17 protein-coding genes are annotated in these 14,853 nt (G+C 51.0%); 10 read left to right on the top strand and 7 right to left on the bottom strand.

Annotated elements, in window-relative coordinates; translation table 11 throughout:
* Positions 1 to 52: 52 nt before the first annotated feature.
* Positions 53 to 691 carry a YqiA/YcfP family alpha/beta fold hydrolase gene (locus IQ260_RS06475; protein ID WP_193991949.1) on the bottom strand — a complete coding sequence of 213 codons (639 nt, stop codon included), beginning with the start codon at positions 689 to 691 and terminating at the stop codon, positions 53 to 55.
* Positions 692 to 801: 110 nt separating this feature from the next.
* On the opposite strand from IQ260_RS06475, the gene leuB reads away from it, so the two are divergent.
* The 6 genes from leuB to IQ260_RS06445 all read left to right on the top strand — a co-directional run bounded on the left by leuB (position 802) and on the right by IQ260_RS06445 (position 6,260).
* Entirely contained in the window at positions 802 to 1,881 is a 1,080-nt protein-coding gene (gene leuB / locus IQ260_RS06470; protein WP_193991947.1) for a 3-isopropylmalate dehydrogenase, read from the top strand.
* A 205-nt stretch (positions 1,882 to 2,086) separates the two neighbouring features.
* Positions 2,087 to 2,398 (top strand): hypothetical protein, encoded by a 312-nt coding sequence (locus IQ260_RS06465; protein ID WP_322744909.1) that lies wholly within the window; start codon positions 2,087 to 2,089, stop codon positions 2,396 to 2,398.
* 3 nt (positions 2,399 to 2,401) lie between these two features.
* Positions 2,402 to 3,202, top strand: a complete 801-nt coding sequence (locus IQ260_RS06460) for a prepilin peptidase (RefSeq protein ID WP_193991944.1) — start codon at positions 2,402 to 2,404, stop codon at positions 3,200 to 3,202.
* A gap of 103 nt (positions 3,203 to 3,305) precedes the next feature.
* Positions 3,306 to 4,244, top strand: a complete 939-nt coding sequence (gene accD / locus IQ260_RS06455; RefSeq protein ID WP_193991942.1) for an acetyl-CoA carboxylase, carboxyltransferase subunit beta — start codon at positions 3,306 to 3,308, stop codon at positions 4,242 to 4,244.
* Positions 4,245 to 4,414: 170 nt separating this feature from the next.
* Positions 4,415 to 4,930 (top strand): photosystem II cytochrome c-550, encoded by a 516-nt coding sequence (psbV, locus tag IQ260_RS06450; protein WP_193991940.1) that lies wholly within the window; start codon positions 4,415 to 4,417, stop codon positions 4,928 to 4,930.
* A gap of 199 nt (positions 4,931 to 5,129) precedes the next feature.
* On the top strand, positions 5,130 to 6,260 hold the full coding sequence (locus tag IQ260_RS06445) for an extracellular solute-binding protein (RefSeq protein WP_193991939.1): 1,131 nt from the start codon (positions 5,130 to 5,132) through the stop codon (positions 6,258 to 6,260).
* Here the strand turns inward: IQ260_RS06445 and IQ260_RS06440 are convergent.
* From IQ260_RS06440 to IQ260_RS06430, 3 genes are all read right to left on the bottom strand, one after another.
* Positions 6,238 to 6,783 (bottom strand): hypothetical protein, encoded by a 546-nt coding sequence (locus tag IQ260_RS06440; RefSeq protein WP_193991937.1) that lies wholly within the window; start codon positions 6,781 to 6,783, stop codon positions 6,238 to 6,240. The two genes, IQ260_RS06445 and IQ260_RS06440, sit on opposite strands and share 23 nt — an antisense overlap.
* Positions 6,780 to 9,536 (bottom strand): TIGR03960 family B12-binding radical SAM protein, encoded by a 2,757-nt coding sequence (locus tag IQ260_RS06435; protein WP_193991935.1) that lies wholly within the window; start codon positions 9,534 to 9,536, stop codon positions 6,780 to 6,782. Before IQ260_RS06435 ends, IQ260_RS06440 begins: the two co-directional genes overlap by 4 nt.
* Positions 9,537 to 9,754: 218 nt before the next feature.
* A complete protein-coding gene (locus tag IQ260_RS06430; RefSeq protein ID WP_193991933.1) occupies positions 9,755 to 10,072 on the bottom strand; it encodes an STAS domain-containing protein in 318 nt (105 codons plus the stop codon).
* Positions 10,073 to 10,423: 351 nt separating this feature from the next.
* Here IQ260_RS06430 and IQ260_RS06425 point away from each other — a divergent pair, with 351 nt between their 5' ends.
* Complete coding sequence (locus IQ260_RS06425; protein WP_193991931.1) at positions 10,424 to 10,618, top strand: hypothetical protein; 195 nt, start codon at positions 10,424 to 10,426, stop codon at positions 10,616 to 10,618.
* A gap of 83 nt (positions 10,619 to 10,701) precedes the next feature.
* Here the strand turns inward: IQ260_RS06425 and IQ260_RS06420 are convergent, their stop codons facing one another.
* Positions 10,702 to 11,136: a hypothetical protein gene (locus IQ260_RS06420; RefSeq protein ID WP_193991929.1), complete on the bottom strand. Its 435-nt coding sequence runs from the start codon at positions 11,134 to 11,136 to the stop codon at positions 10,702 to 10,704.
* 406 nt (positions 11,137 to 11,542) lie between these two features.
* On the opposite strand from IQ260_RS06420, the gene clpS reads away from it, so the two are divergent.
* Together clpS and IQ260_RS06410 are read left to right on the top strand one after the other, a co-directional pair.
* A complete protein-coding gene (gene clpS / locus IQ260_RS06415) occupies positions 11,543 to 11,833 on the top strand; it encodes an ATP-dependent Clp protease adapter ClpS (RefSeq protein ID WP_193991927.1) in 291 nt (96 codons plus the stop codon).
* 51 nt (positions 11,834 to 11,884) lie between these two features.
* Positions 11,885 to 12,739 (top strand): CPBP family intramembrane glutamic endopeptidase, encoded by an 855-nt coding sequence (locus tag IQ260_RS06410; protein WP_193991925.1) that lies wholly within the window; start codon positions 11,885 to 11,887, stop codon positions 12,737 to 12,739.
* On the opposite strand, the gene argF is transcribed toward IQ260_RS06410, so the two are convergent.
* A complete protein-coding gene (gene argF / locus IQ260_RS06405; RefSeq protein WP_193991923.1) occupies positions 12,720 to 13,643 on the bottom strand; it encodes an ornithine carbamoyltransferase in 924 nt (307 codons plus the stop codon). The genes IQ260_RS06410 and argF overlap by 20 nt on opposite strands.
* 106 nt (positions 13,644 to 13,749) lie before the next feature.
* Between argF and IQ260_RS06400 the strand changes: the two genes are divergently transcribed.
* On the top strand, positions 13,750 to 14,385 hold the full coding sequence (locus IQ260_RS06400; protein WP_193991921.1) for a class I SAM-dependent methyltransferase: 636 nt from the start codon (positions 13,750 to 13,752) through the stop codon (positions 14,383 to 14,385).
* On the opposite strand, the gene IQ260_RS06395 is transcribed toward IQ260_RS06400, so the two are convergent.
* Entirely contained in the window at positions 14,366 to 14,698 is a 333-nt protein-coding gene (locus IQ260_RS06395) for a Dethiobiotin synthetase (protein WP_193991919.1), read from the bottom strand. The two genes, IQ260_RS06400 and IQ260_RS06395, sit on opposite strands and share 20 nt — an antisense overlap.
* Positions 14,699 to 14,853 lie beyond the last annotated feature (155 nt).

Raw genomic sequence — 14,853 nt, 5'->3', positions numbered from 1 at the left:
GTCAAAACGGCGGCGGTGGGCTCTTGGTGTGGGCTTTTATTGTGCCATTTTGCTATGGCGATTGTGGCAGCTGGCAAACATCTGTAATGGCATGCCAAATATCATCTATGGCATTGACCATGCCATGGTCGGTATCTAGGGGCTTTAAGGTTACCCAAGGCCGATGTTGAGCGTAGAGACGACTGGCCTCTAGGGCGATGATGTCATCGTGTTGACCGTGGAGAATACATGTCGGAATGGCTTTCTTTAATTGGCCGTCTGGATAGCGTTGGGCATCGGTCAAAAAATCGTAATGCAGTGGTTGTTGGGAGTCTAGACCGTAATGGTAGACCGATAGCCAGCCAGTGGATTGCCACTGGTGGAGCTGCTCTTCGCCCAAGCGCGGTAGCCACTGATTGAGAAATTGAAAGGCGGGGGCGAGTAAGATGAGCTGCTCAATATGCTCAGATTGCTGGGCTGCCCAGGCCGCTACGATGCCCCCTAAGCTAGAGCCAATCAGAATGGTGGGGCCGTGCAGCTGCTGGAGCACTTGGTCAATTTGGCGGCTGAGGGTGAGGTGGGCAAAGTCCCCCTGGTTGAGGTCCAGCAGCTGGAGATCGATGGCATAAGTTTGGAAGCGCGATCGCAACCATTGTCCCTTATAGGACTGCGGCCCAGAGGCAAACCCATGAAGATAGATGTAGTCAACCATGCCCCGATCATTTCGTGTGCTTCACCATGCATACAATATGATGTTCGATTAGTTGAAAAATTAGTTGAAGATTGATCGAACATCATTCTGAGATCTTGATGTAGGCTTCCATGACCCAGCAGTTTCGTATTACTCTTCTTCCCGGTGACGGTATCGGCCCTGAAATCACGGCGGTTGCCGTTGATGTGCTCAAGGCGGTTGGTGCCAAGTTAGACATTCAGTTTGACTTTACGGAAGCCCCGATTGGTGGGTGTGCCATTGATGCTACGGGCAGTCCGCTCCCCGAAGACACCCTCGCCACCTGTCGGCAAAGTGATGCGGTGCTGCTCGCGGCCATCGGTGGCTATAAGTGGGATTCATTACCCCGCGCCCAGCGTCCAGAAACCGGACTGCTGGGTTTGCGCTCAGGGCTGCAGCTGTTTGCGAATTTGCGTCCCGCCACAATTTTGCCCCAGCTGATTGATGCATCGTCCCTCAAGCGCGATGTGATTGAAGGGGTGGACATTATGGTGGTGCGCGAACTGACCGGTGGCATCTACTTTGGCCAACCTCGGGGTATTTTTGATGCTGATGGCGATCAGCGAGGTGTGAACACCATGGCCTACACAGGTGCTGAAGTCGATCGCATTGGTCGGGTGGCCTTTGAGGCAGCTCAAAAACGTCAGGGTCGCCTGTGTTCGGTGGATAAGGCCAATGTCCTCGAAGTGTCACAGCTGTGGCGCGATCGCATCACTGCCTTAGCCCAGGACTACAGCAAGGTGGACCTGACTCACATGTATGTCGATAACGCTGCCATGCAGCTACTGCGGTGGCCCAAACAGTTTGACACCATCGTCACCGGTAATTTATTTGGGGATATTTTGTCGGATGCCGCCGCCATGCTGACCGGCAGTATTGGCATGTTGCCCTCCGCCAGTTTGGGAGCCTCTGGTCCGGGCGTGTTTGAGCCCGTCCATGGCTCCGCCCCTGATATTGCTGGCCAAGACAAGGCTAATCCCTTAGCTCAGGTGCTCAGTGCGGCCATGATGTTGCGCTACGGACTCAATCAGCCCCAGGCGGCGGCCATGTTAGAAACGGCGGTGGATACGGTGCTAGACCAGGGATATCGCACTGGCGATATTATGGCCGAGGGTATGACCGCTGTTGGTTGTCAGGCGATGGGTGAAGCTCTCTTAAAAGCCTTAGCCTAATCCTGGTAGGGGAATTCTGGCAGAATCTGGAGATCGCAGCTAGTATTGGTGTACTGAGCAATGTACTGAGCAACGACAGGGCTGTTCCTGGCTGTGGACATAGGGTATCGTCAGCAAATATTTGATTGGCTAAATTTTAGAATTGAGTGGAATTGAGTAAAGTGCGATCACCAAAGTACGATCTAGTAAGAGGGACTATTTAGTCGTGTCATCCTTACAGCGGCCAGAGTATAGTAGCCACGGCGAGGCAGCGGTACATCCCAGCGTGGCAGCCACGGGGCGCAGTCCTCTGAACCTCAGAACTCCATCATCCATGCTAGACCCGGCGTTGCTACGGGCCGCTCGTCATATTTACCGCACCTACTATGAGGTGCATCCGGAGGTGATTGAGCGTCCTATTGGTGTTGCTATCGGTCGGCTCACTCGCCGGGGAAAATTGATTTTTGGTCCCAAGCCGGTGCTGCTCCCCCATGAGAGTTTTATTCCCTTGACTCAGCTAGAGCCAGGTTTGCACTAGCCTATGGCTGTGGACTGGCTCCTATATAGCTGGTTGCCCTATGCATTCGTATTTGTGCTTGGGGCCTCCATTGGCAGTTTTCTCAACGTTGTTATTTATCGCCTACCGGCGGGTATCTCATTACTATCTCCACCGTCCCGCTGCCCTCGCTGCCTAACGCGTTTAAAGCCTTATGACAATGTGCCTATTGTCGGCTGGCTATGGTTGCGCGGGCGCTGTCGATACTGTCGCGTCCGCATTTCTCCCCGATACCCTGGGGTAGAGTTTTGCAGCGGGCTATTGTTTTTGACGCTATTTCTGCGCTTTGGCTGGAGTCTAGAAACGCCTGTCTATTGGGGATTAATCAGCTGGCTAGTCGCGCTGACGCTAATCGATATGGACACCCTGACATTACCTAACTCGTTAACCATGTCAGGGGTGTGCCTGGGCTGGCTAGCCCAGGGGGGGCTGGCGACTGATCGGTGGGAGGCCCTAGCAGCGAGTGTGGCGGCCAGTATTTTGGGGCTATGGTTATTTGATGGCATTAGCCTACTGGGGGCTGTTGCCATGGGTAAGACAGCCATGGGCGGGGGAGATGGAAAGCTAGCGGCCATGATAGGTGCATGGTTAGGGTGGCAAGGACTGTTGCTGAGTGTGCTGCTAGCGTCTTTGTTGGGAACCTTGGCAGGGGGGCTGGGTATCTGGCTCGGGTGGCTCAATCGTCGTCAGCCAATACCCTTTGGTCCATTTTTAGCCTTCGGTGCAGGAATTAGCCTGTTTTTTGGTAATGCCTTGATACAGGGGTATTTGAGCCTATTCTTTTAACGACTGTGGTAATCTGTGGCGACGACAAAATCTATGGGGACTCTACCAGGGGGGGAGGCGAGCCGGTAGGATTGAAGGACGCTATGTATCGAGAACAGGGTCTATGTCCCTTTTTGATTGGTTTGCAAATCGTAAAAAAGAAAGCCCCATTAGCCCTGATCGTCAGGAGCGAGAAATTGCTGATGGTCTGTGGACCAAGTGTGACGAGTGTGGGGTCTTAACGTATACCAAGGATCTAAGGGCTAACCAGATGGTTTGTCCAGAATGTGATTATCACTATCGTGTTTTTAGTGATGAGCGCATCAATCAGCTGATTGATGCTGACACTTGGCAGCCCCTGAATGACCAGGTTGCGCCAAAGGATCCATTACGGTTTCGCGATCGCAAAGCCTATAGCGATCGCATCCGCGATATGCAGAGCAAGACTAAACTCAACGACGCTGTCCAAACGGGCGTTGGCCAGATTAATGGTGAAGGCATTGCCCTGGGCGTAATGGACTTTCGCTTTATGGGCGGCAGTATGGGCTCAGTGGTCGGGGAAAAACTCACTCGTCTCATAGAACATGCCACGGCTGCTCGACTGCCCGTTGTGATTGCTTGTGCTTCTGGCGGTGCCCGCATGCAAGAAGGCATGCTGAGTCTGATGCAGATGGCCAAAATATCAGGGGCGCTAGAACGCCATCGCGATAGTCGTCTACTGTATATGCCAATCTTGACCCATCCCACGACAGGGGGCGTTACCGCTAGCTTTGCTATGCTCGGTGATATTATTCTAGCCGAACCCAATGCCACCATAGGATTTGCCGGGCGGCGAGTGGTGGAACAAACCTTGCGAGAAAAACTGCCAGACGACTTTCAAACGGCAGAATATCTGCTCAAACATGGGTTTATCGATAAAATTGTGCCCCGGACCCAGCTCAAAGATACCCTGGCTCAGTTGATTCGTCTGCATCAGCTGCCTGCCCCTACGCCCAGTCTGAGCCATGTTTCTCTAGAGAGAGTGAACAATGGCCATCCGGTGCCGATCAAACCGGTTATTTAGTCAATCCTGTTACTGTTTTGGGAATTGACCCTATCGGTGGCATGATAGTTATTAACTATTGGCTAACTGAATAATCAGATAGTTTCAAATCGCGAGCGTTGCCTAATCTTTGGGCTTAATGCTTTGTGCTGTGTTGCGTATTTGATGGGCGATCCATTTCGAGGAGAATCATGTTTAAAAAGTACATTTGGCTGGTGGTCGCGGCTGTTTTTCTTATCGGCAACCTGTTTTTAGGTGACAACGCGATGGCGGCTGAGCTGGATGAGTCGATCCGTACCATTCCACTAAATGAGCAGGGTGACACAGTAGTGCTTTCCCTGGAGCAGGTAGCTCAAGGGCGACGACAGTTTAACTACGCCTGTGCTACCTGTCACGTGCAAGGTATTACGAAGACCAATCCCAACGTTGGTTTAGAGCCCGAAGCGTTAGAAGGGGCTTATCCAAACCGTAACAACCTGGAAGCTCTGATTGATTATTTGAATAACCCCACAACCTACGATGGATTAACTGAGATTTCTGAGCTACACCCCAGTACTCAAAGTACTGATATCTTTCCTAAAATGCGTAGTCTAACTGATGATGATTTGACTGCCATTGCTGGATACATTTTACTTCAACCCAAGGTAATGGGTGATATGTGGGGTGCTGGTAAGACCCGTTTCTCTGCACCCGCTGTCTTTGACTAGGTGCTGACTAGTAGCTGTGGCGCTTTCTCTTGAGATTTAGCGCTGTCAATGTGAATAAAGGGAAAGGTCGTAGCCTTTCCCTTTTTTATGCTTTGAAGAAATGTCAGGGCCTGGGCTGACGAGTTGAATAATCCATCTACCAGTTGGGATTGGGTTCACCTATTGCGCTAGGTTAGATAGGCGCATCTAGTAGGGCACGATGGTAAAACGACGCACAGTATTGTGGGGATTAGTGGGGACTGCGATCGCGAGTTGTCGTCCTAGCCCAGCGACTGCCTTACAGATAAAACTGTTGGCTCGTTCAGTTCCATCGCAGATATTAAAAGCCTTTGCTCGCAAGACCCCAACACAGTTTGAGGCCGAGTTAACGCTGGTCGAAATTTATCAGCAATTACAATGGTGGCGCTCTCAAACAACAGCGCCACCACCTCTCTGGCGGCGATGGTTCTCGCCCCAAACGCCCCAAACGGCCGAGAAGACCGCTGCCCCCACCGTAGATACCAGTCTGGTGACCCTGAGCGATCCTTGGCTCGATCATGCAATTCGTCAGGATCTGATTCAACCCTTACCTGAGTTTGCCCCGATCGCTCAGCTGCCTGAACCATGGCAACGCCTACTCCGCCGCGATCAGCAAGGTAAACCTACGGCTAAGGGAGAACTATGGGCTGTGCCCTATCGTACCCAGGGGCTGATGATTGCCTACCAAACATCTATGTTTAAGCCCTCCGCTCAGGCCATTGGCAAGTGGGGAGATCTCTGGCGACCTGAGCTAGAAGGAAGGATTGCCATGCCCAATCAGCCTCGGTTGGCTGTCGCCATTGTCTTAAAAGCGTTGGGCCATTCCATCAATGACGAAGCAGCGCTTACCCGAGACGATGTTAAGGAACAGCTTTTAGCCCTATATCGGCAAGTTAGAGTATTTGACTCCCAGGACTATCTCAAAGCCTTAGTAAATGAAGATGTTTGGCTAGCGGTAGGCTGGAGTGGTGACATTTTAGCCACCCTTGTTCGCTATCGACGACTCGGTGCATTGCATCCTCAAGAAGGGACTGTTTTAACCAGCGATCTATGGGTTTCTCCACGTAATTCATCGATTACGCCCGCGACCCAAGACTGGATGGACTTCTGCTGGCAAACTCCCATTGCGACGCAAATTTCTGTATCTAGCTATGGCCTATCACCGTTATTTTTCTTGCCTGGAGCAAATATACCAGAGAGCCTACCTGAGCAAATGCTGCGGTTACCAGACGGAGGAGAAGTCCTACTACCCTTAACCAGCAGTGGTCAGACGGCCCTGGCCGAACTACTCAGCGCGAGCGTCCACGAATAGCTCCTTGGCCAAAATAATCTAGCTCTACAACGCATGGTTCAGCAGTATTCTCGTTGCTGCCGGTGCTGCTGCGCTCTGCTCTAAAGTCACACACATGTAACCCGACTAAACGATTCCCTGTAAAGACTCGCAGCTGATAGTCATCGGATTTGGCGCTTTCCCCAAACTGGGTGATAAATGCATACTGCTCTAGATAGTTTAGTAATGGCCAAATCTGACCATTCACCACCACGTCTACATGGGGAATAGGGCTAACCTGGTCACTATAGGCGTACCAATTATCAATTAAACGTCTGTCAATGGCCTCACCCTGTTGGTGCTGCTGCCACCACAGGCTGGGAACCGTAAACTCCTGATCGGATGGTGCAGCCGCAGATGCGGTCGCTGGAATGTCAGTGATCAGCTGCTGCTCATTAATTTGACTAACGGCGTTGACCTGCTCTCTCAATGACTGAGCTAAGGCATCATGACCTGATAACAGGATATATAGGACGGGAATAACGGACCATTGAGTAAGTTTCATGGCTGTTCTACCGCTATCTGCTCATTGATCGGCTCATGATGGCTTTGCAATATAAGCTGCTGACGATGGATATGGCCTAGGGTTAGCTCGGTTGAATCCTCATGCTGACGTTCTAACATACGTAGCACGTGTTCGGGGCGTAGCATGGTGCCATCATTCCGACAGCTGCCGATATAGCGAATAATCACATCCCCAGTCGTGGCTAACTTGTGGATAACGCTGGTAGGTAAGCAGTCGGGTAAATCGGTGACGATTTCTAGCGTATGTAGCCGCTCTCGCAGGTTGATCTGCTTAACCTTGCCGGATTTAGTCGTGTGGGTATCGAGGATTTCATCGGTAGCTAAGATTTGATTAATCCACTGTTGCCAAGGTTGGTTAATGTTCTGGGGTGCGCTTGCGATCGCGAGCAAATAGTCTGCCTGTGCCAAGGCTTTGGTTGCTGACGGTGCTTTGATATCAACGGCTGTCACCCCGTAGATGGGTAAGGTGTCAGATAGCTGCTCTTGTAGCCTCTGTCGAAAGCTATCTGTCTCCATCGGTTCCGTCAGTTCAAAATCAATGACTTCTCCCGTACTGGTGGCTCCCAGCGATAGGGCATTGGCTGGGGCGATCCGAGGCCCAGGATGATAGCCGCCGGTAAATGAAATGGGCAGCGCGGCGCGTCTAACGGCCCGATCTAGCATCCTGGCCAGGTCCAAGTGGCCGATCAAGGCCATGTCCTCTAGTTTGCCAAGCGTCATGCGGAGGCGCTGCACCCGCTCGGATTTTGGTTTGCCATGGCCTTCAAAGGCCGGTATCGGTAGCGGTGGCACCACAATGTTGTGTCCAAAGTCAGTACCGCACACACCACAGTGGGAGCAGCCCTCAAATGAGCAGTCCGGCACGACCGCCGCCGCTAAGGCACGGCGCAGATCCTCCTGGAGCCAGCTTTTATCAATGCCAGTATCCAGATGGTCCCAGGGTAAGGGGGCATCCATGGCAGCTTGCCAGCTGTCTGTATTGTTGGTGGGAGTATTATTAGCGGGAGTCTGAGCCTGTTTAATTACTGGCTGTTGTTGTTCTAAGGACTCCCCGAGATTCCATTCTCCCTGTTCCACCTGACGATATTTCCAGGTGAGTCCAGCGTCATCAATCGCCTGGGTCCAGGCGTTAAAGGCGCGCTCTAGACTTTCCCACCAGGCATCCATGCCAGCCCCGAGTTCCCAAGCCCGGCGGACAACGGCTGCCAACCGTCGATCGCCCCGACCGACAAAGTCTTCCATCGCTGAAATGCGGACATCTGTGAAGTTGACTTTCACTCCTCGAATGGAGCGAAAAGCCTCTTTTAACATGGCTTGCTTACGTTCAAACTCACTGGTAGAGACAGAATGCCACTGAAATGGGGTGTGAGGTTTGGGCGTAAAATTCGAGATTGTAATGTTGAAGTTTAAAGACCGACGACCCTTGATGCGACATTCTCGCCGCAGCCACTGAACGGTTTCAGCAATGCCTAAAACATCAGGATCGCTCTCCCCTGGCAGGCCGATCATAAAATAAAGCTTGACCTTGTCCCACCCTTGTTCGTGGGCTGTTTTAACACCGCGCAGCAGCTCTTCATTGGTGAGGCCTTTATTGATAATGTCTCGCATGCGCTGGGTGCCTGCTTCTGGAGCAAAGGTGAGACCGGTTTTGCGAGTACCCCCAATAATGTGGGCAATATTCTCGTCAAAGCGATCCACACGCTGGCTGGGCAGCGATAGGGACACATTATCGGTTTTGAGCCGGTTTTTGACTTCCATACCCACGGCGGGCAGAGCCAGGTAGTCTGAACAGCTGAGGGAGAGCAGGGAGAATTCGTTGTAGCCAGTGGCTCGCATGCCCCGCTCAATGGTATCTACGACTTGCTCTGGGTCGACATCGCGAGCGGGACGTGTGAGCATCCCAGGCTGACAAAACCGGCAGCCTCGGGTGCAGCCTCGACGAATCTCGATCGTGAGCCGATCGTGGACCGTCTGTACATGGGGCACGAGTCCGATGGAATAGTCGGGAATGGGTATAGCGACTCGGCGCAGAATACGTTTAGGGACGTCATCGCGATTGGGATGGACCGAGCCGTCCTCGGCCATGTCATAAAACTGGGGCACATAGACACCGGGGACCTGGGCTAGATCTAACAAGATTTCCCGGCGAGTCATGCCTGCTGCTTTGCCTTCTTCCAGCACTAGGCCAATTTCTGGCAGCAGTTCTTCGCCGTCCCCCAAAGCGATAAAGTCAAAGAAATCTGCATAGGGTTCAGGGTTAGAGGTGGCGGTCTGGCCCCCGGCAAAAATCATGGGCCAGCTGGATTCATCCCAAGGTCCCTCGCTGTTGCGTTCCTCCCAGGTGAGGGGAATGCCTGCCAGGGTGAGCATTTCTAAAATGTTGGTGGCACCCAGTTCATAACTGAGGCTAAAGCCCAGAATGTCAAAGTCCGTGAGCTGCCGCCGGGACTCGACTGCAAACAGCCGCGTGTCGCTATCTGTTAGCTTTTGGGCTAGGTCTGAGCCGGGGAGATAGGCGCGATCGCAAAGTTGTCTAGGCTGCTGATTAATGATGCTGTAGAGAATGATGTGCCCTAGATTCGATGCTCCCACCTCATAAATTTCTGGATAGGTCAGCACCCAACGAATGGTCGTGGTTTCCCAGTCTTTATGCACCGCTCCTAGCTCGTTGCCCAAGTAGCGAGCAGGACGGGCAATATCGGGGGTGATCAGTTGGTCTACAGCAATAGCCACGGCGATGAAAAAGCAACTCAGACATAAACTATAGCTGATTCCCAGGAGCGTCCGAAGAGGGTTCAGCTGTGGAGAGAGCTAGACGCCTGTATTGTCTGATGTCTATATGGCAAATGGGGTTTCCAAGTTAGGAAACCCCATTTGGACAGTCATTGGACAGTTAAGAGCATTAAGGAACTTAACCGTTAATATCTACGGGAATATCTATGGACCTCGAGCTAAGCAGCCTGCAAGGATCGCCGATCAATCATGGAGACAGCTCGATCAATCTGTACTAGTTCCAAAACGATACGCACCGGGGGTGCAACATCACACAGACTAAGTCGTTTGCTATGCCGTTTGGCGGTGTCACAGCCCGCCAATATGGCTTTTAGTCCAGAGTTGTCCACACTGTCAACGGCTGCCATATCAATAGCTACTTCACTGGCGTTGGATGTGATAGCTGTCAACATCTCTTTTCTGAATGCGTCAGCGGTTGCCGCTGTTAGAGCGCCTCGAGGCCGCACAACCTTAACTGATGTCTCAACGCTATACATAATCAGTCTCCTATCAGTTCTGTTTAGATTGGAATGGGGGTAAACTACGACCTCTTCACATATTCTTGAAGCTAGCCTGGTCAATCTCAGCTTGCACAGAGCGCCCAGGTCTATTCGCGGAATCTTAATCTCCGGAACGTTATTTTGAAGTTTCTAGTAAGTCATGACGTCAAACGGTAAGGATCGTTACCTGCTCCATAGATATCCCAGTAACCAGAGTGAGTTAGTGATCCGCATCACTGAGGCTACCAACACCAGACGTTTCACTTGAGATAGAAAAGGTTATCTTTCAAACTGGAAAACCTAACCTTTGGAGTGTAGACACTGTTCAAAAGCTTGTTAGGAGACCTTATGCACTCGTTTGCCATTCGCCAACTGGTAGAGAAAGCACTCTACACGAAGCAGCTAACTCCCGATATTGAAGAGCAAATCAATTCCGAGCTTTCTCGGTTAGGCTACATATCAGAGGTAGATTATGAAGCTCTTGAGCTATTGATGAGTGAGATGGATGAAGGCCGTATTAAGCTAGTTCCTTCAGTGCGCTAATTGTTCAGTGCGCTAAGTGATGGGTAGGAGTACAACACTTAACCCGTCTGGATAGCATCAGTTAGAGCGGACCCAATCGATCCTTATCGAATTGAGATCAACTTTGCCGGTGGATTAGGGGCTTGATTGTCAGAGCTGCCGCTACTCCAACATGTGTGTATGAAGTGCTGAAATTGTTGCTTAGCTAAAGCTTCAGGGCCGCTATTCTCGTCTGAGAGCCGTAGGTGGAATAGCAATGCAAAAAAATCTGTATCAAAGGCCATCTTAAATCGCTCAATAGGCCAGACTAGGTCGGGAGCAGTTTTAAGATCGTAGAGATCAAGGTTACATGTTTCAGGATCGGTCGCTGCTTCTGCAATCATCTGCTGTTGATGTCGGGATTCGTAGGGAAGATGACAGACCAGCATTAACGGTCGACACCACAGCCGTACTGATCCAGCGACCTGGATAGCTTCAGCATAGAGTCGCTGATCCAAGCATTCAAGATAAACAATTTGTCCAGGATTTATACTAACCATTTTGAAAAAAATATTTTTTCAATCAAACGAACAAACGATAGACGAGTCTTTCCAGGTGGGCTGCCGTCTCAAACTTTGACTCCGCAAGGGATGAGTAACCACATAGATGACTGTTCTAATTGTATTAGATGCAAAACTTCAATTTTTGTTAAATTAGCTAATAAGCTACCATTAAGCGTGTTTCGAAACGTTTTCGTAAATTATTTATTCGTTACTTTTAAAGTGGGTCTGAATTTTTGATTTTTCTCAATCCCTTATCCGTTATCTGGTTAGAGGTTTTTGGTCGAGGTTTTCTATAAGTTCTGGTTAAAATTAAAAACAGTGTGCGTGTGGCTTATTTGGGCCTCCATTCTGAGGTATCCCTGTGTATGATGTGAATTTTGCTTGATTAGCGAGTAATAAAGCCATGGTGTCTACTGGCACAATTGAAAAGACAGTTACTTCCAACAAGCGGCAACATGCCCCCCGCTATCGGGTTTTATTGCACAACGATGATTTCAACTCCATGGAGTATGTTGTCGAGTCATTGGTTAAGACCGTGCCCAGTCTTTCAGTACCCCAGGCGGTTGACATTATGATGCAGGCCCATAACGCTGGTGTGGGCCTGGTGATTGTTTGTGAATTAGAGCATGCTGAGTTTTACAGTGAAATGCTGTGCTCGAAAGGCCTCTCCAGTACTATTGAGCCCGACGAGTAGGTGTCCTATGGTGAAGTCACCGATGTGTTAGTAATGGTTGTCTGACTCACCATGATGCAGTGGTTAATGTGTTATCGCCGCATGGCTCGTGCGTCACTGCTCTGGCGAATTATTCTTTTCTTTGCGACATTATTGCTCCTTTGGGCTCCCGGTGCTGTCTGTATTTATGGGTTAGGGCAGTTATTTGCCCAGGCCCAGGCTGCTAGTACCCTGGCGCTTGTTGCCCTATACATTGGTTTTGTCTGCCATGCCTGGTTTTGGGGCTATGGGGTACACGGCTGGAAGCGACCTTTTGAAAAGTACGGCCTGCTTTTCTGTGGACGTTTTGTCAGAGACGGGTTGGCTGCATTACTCTGTGGGTTTTGTCTTGTTTGTGTGTTATTTGCCTTAGAGGTTGGGCTGGGCTGGGCTAGTTTTCATCCCAGGTCGGTGATGCCGATAGCGTTGGAGGGCCTGGCGGTGGGGTTGGGCATCGCCATTGCTGAGGAGCTTTTATTTCGTGGCTGGTTGCTAGCTGAATTGTGCACAGGCGTGTCTAGAACCCAGGCGCTTTTGTGGAGTAGCTGTATTTTTGCAGTGGCCCATTTCATCAAACCGTTACCCGAGGTGCTGAGGACATCCCCGCAGTTTTTAGGCTTGCTCTTATTGGGGTTGCTGTTGTCGACTAGCCGATATATCAGTCGTCCACGGCGTCCGTGGTTTAGCAGTTTAGGGTTACCCATTGGGTTACATGGAGGCTTGGTGTGGGGCTACTACATTGTGGACGTGGGAGATTTAGTCGTGCCGTCGGGACGCGCGCCTGAATGGGTGACGGGCATCCATGGTAATCCTCTTTCGGGTGCTCTGGGGGTGCTAATTCTAGGCTGTTTGACGGCTGTTTGTTGCTTTAATCTGCGCTCAAAATAGCGGCTAGTAATGCCTTTTGTGCATGGAGACGATTCTCTGCTTGGTCCCAAAGACGCGATTGAGGACCTTCCATCACATCGTGGGTAATCTCTTCGCCACGATGGGCGGGGAGGCAGTGCATTACGATGGCCTGGTTATCGGCTAGGGTCAGCATTGATTGATTGATTTGGTAGGGCTGGAATTTAGGAATCCGGGATGCTGCCTCAGATTCTTCACCCATGCTGGCCCAAACGTCGGTGTAAAGAGCATGGCTGCCCTCGGCGGCAGCTTGAGGATCGGTAGTAATGATGACGTCACTGCGCCCTTGGGTAAGCCGGATGGCCTGGTCGACGACGGTTTGATTGGGAGCATATCCCTCGGGTGTGGCCACTCGAATATTCACGCCGGCCAGGGCACACCCGAGCATTAGGGAATGGGCGACATTGTTGCCATCCCCGAAATAGGCCATGGTCAAATTTTCTAGGCTACCAAAAGCTTCTTTTAAGGTGAGCAAGTCGGCCAAAATCTGACAGGGATGTTCTAGATCGGTCAGGGCATTAATGACGGGAATAGTGGCATAGTCTGCGAATTCTTGGATTTCAGACTGCTGGAAGGTGCGAATGGCGACAACATCTAGATAGCGATCGAGAACGCGGGCGGTATCGGCTGTGGGTTCTCCGCGTCCTACTTGAGTGACTCCAGCATTAAGGTCTAGGACTTGGCCCCCAAGCTGATACATGGCGACTGAAAAGCTGACACGGGTACGGGTAGAGGCCTTGGAAAATACCAGACCCAGTACTTTGTTTGGACACTGGGGGTGGCTAGTTCCGGTTTTAAGCTGTGCGGCTAACTCTAATAGTCCATGTAGCTCTGCGCTGCTGAGATCTGCCATGCTGAGCAGATCTTGTCCCTTCAGTGAGTCCATAGAATCGTTGATGATAAGCGGTGGAGTCAACAAGATACTACTATTTAGCCTGGGTAGGGGTATGGATGTTTTGAGTTGATGTGATGGGAGATTTTGAGGGTAGCCCATGGGGATTTATTCACGGCTGATTTTTCCACGATTGTTGGATCTCTCGATGTCAGGTCAGGAACTCAGTGGCTACCGTCAGTCGCTTTTGAAATCTGTGGAGGGTGAGGTGTTAGAGATTGGGTTTGGTACAGGGTTGAATGTGCCGTATTACGGTGATAGGGTGACGTCTTTAACGGCGATTGATCCAAATGAGGGCATGGCTGCGATCGCAAACCCTCGCATCCAAACCTCCACCGTGAAAATTAATCTACAAACAGCCAAGGCAGAGGCGCTACCTATGGCTGCACATAGCTTTGACGCCGTTGTGTGTACTTGGACCCTGTGCAGCATTCCTAATATTGAGCAAGCCCTAGCCGAGGTTTACCGTGTCCTCAAGCCAGGGGGCAAATTTTTCTTTATTGAGCATGGCCTGAGTCCGGAGTCAGGTGTGGGTCTCTGGCAGCGTAGGCTCACACCGATACAGCGCCGGATGGCGGATGGCTGCCATCTGGATCGCCCCATGGGTAGTTTGGTGCATAGCGTGTTTGAGCAGGTGGCCATAGAGGAGTTTTATGCCACCTCCCTGCCTAAGGTGATGGGCTATTTTTACCAGGGGGTGGCGACAAAAGGGATGCCTATGCCGGTTCACCCTTAAAAATTTGGGCGGTTGCGATCGCAATCCGTTCAATATCAGCATCTAATATCGGTGGCCACTCCACCCTGGCCTGTTTTCCTTGCTCGTAACATTGACGACTTTCATAGGCTAGCTGGTGCAGGGCATACACAAGTGTCCGATCCAGTGTTTGAGCTGTTTTCAGATCTTGTCTAAGGGTGTTAAGGGCGAGGAGTAACGAGGTGACTTGCCCTGGTACTGGCGGTTGGTGTTGCTTGAGACGGCCCAAAAATGAGTCGGTTACGGTGACATCTGCCTGGGTCATCAGGACATAGCGGGCTGTTTTGGTGTCCATAGGGTGGGGTAAATAGCAACGTTGTCAGGTATCACTTGTCAGGTCTCACTACAGGTTCCGCTCACCATAGTGTTCAGAACAACCCTCGTCAATTTTCAAGCAGAGATGAAGCTATCTATCAGGCTTCATGGAGATTTTAAGATCTGGGGATGTCC

The organism is Leptolyngbya cf. ectocarpi LEGE 11479, from assembly GCF_015207065.1.
Lineage (GTDB): Bacteria > Cyanobacteriota > Cyanobacteriia > Phormidesmidales > Phormidesmidaceae > Leptothoe > Leptothoe ectocarpi.
The sequence above is the reverse complement of the archived record's forward strand: the minus strand, read 5'-3'. Positions and strand labels throughout refer to the sequence as shown.

Bases quoted from the DNA above. Each gene is read 5' to 3' on its own strand.
- IQ260_RS06395 (WP_193991919.1), bottom strand. From the start codon at position 14,698: ATGGACACCAAAACAGCCCGCTATGTCCTGATGACCCAGGCAGATGTC.
- IQ260_RS06400 (WP_193991921.1), top strand. From the start codon at position 13,750: ATGGGGATTTATTCACGGCTGATTTTTCCACGATTGTTGGATCTCTCG.
- IQ260_RS06430 (WP_193991933.1), bottom strand. From the start codon at position 10,072: ATGTATAGCGTTGAGACATCAGTTAAGGTTGTGCGGCCTCGAGGCGCT.
- IQ260_RS06410 (WP_193991925.1), top strand. From the start codon at position 11,885: ATGATGCAGTGGTTAATGTGTTATCGCCGCATGGCTCGTGCGTCACTG.
- leuB (WP_193991947.1), top strand. From the start codon at position 802: ATGACCCAGCAGTTTCGTATTACTCTTCTTCCCGGTGACGGTATCGGC.
- IQ260_RS06460 (WP_193991944.1), top strand. From the start codon at position 2,402: ATGGCTGTGGACTGGCTCCTATATAGCTGGTTGCCCTATGCATTCGTA.
- IQ260_RS06475 (WP_193991949.1), bottom strand. From the start codon at position 691: ATGGTTGACTACATCTATCTTCATGGGTTTGCCTCTGGGCCGCAGTCC.
- IQ260_RS06420 (WP_193991929.1), bottom strand. From the start codon at position 11,136: ATGGTTAGTATAAATCCTGGACAAATTGTTTATCTTGAATGCTTGGAT.
- psbV (WP_193991940.1), top strand. From the start codon at position 4,415: ATGTTTAAAAAGTACATTTGGCTGGTGGTCGCGGCTGTTTTTCTTATC.
- accD (WP_193991942.1), top strand. From the start codon at position 3,306: ATGTCCCTTTTTGATTGGTTTGCAAATCGTAAAAAAGAAAGCCCCATT.
- argF (WP_193991923.1), bottom strand. From the start codon at position 13,643: ATGGACTCACTGAAGGGACAAGATCTGCTCAGCATGGCAGATCTCAGC.
- clpS (WP_193991927.1), top strand. From the start codon at position 11,543: ATGGTGTCTACTGGCACAATTGAAAAGACAGTTACTTCCAACAAGCGG.
- IQ260_RS06445 (WP_193991939.1), top strand. From the start codon at position 5,130: ATGGTAAAACGACGCACAGTATTGTGGGGATTAGTGGGGACTGCGATC.
- IQ260_RS06425 (WP_193991931.1), top strand. From the start codon at position 10,424: ATGCACTCGTTTGCCATTCGCCAACTGGTAGAGAAAGCACTCTACACG.
- IQ260_RS06440 (WP_193991937.1), bottom strand. From the start codon at position 6,783: ATGAAACTTACTCAATGGTCCGTTATTCCCGTCCTATATATCCTGTTA.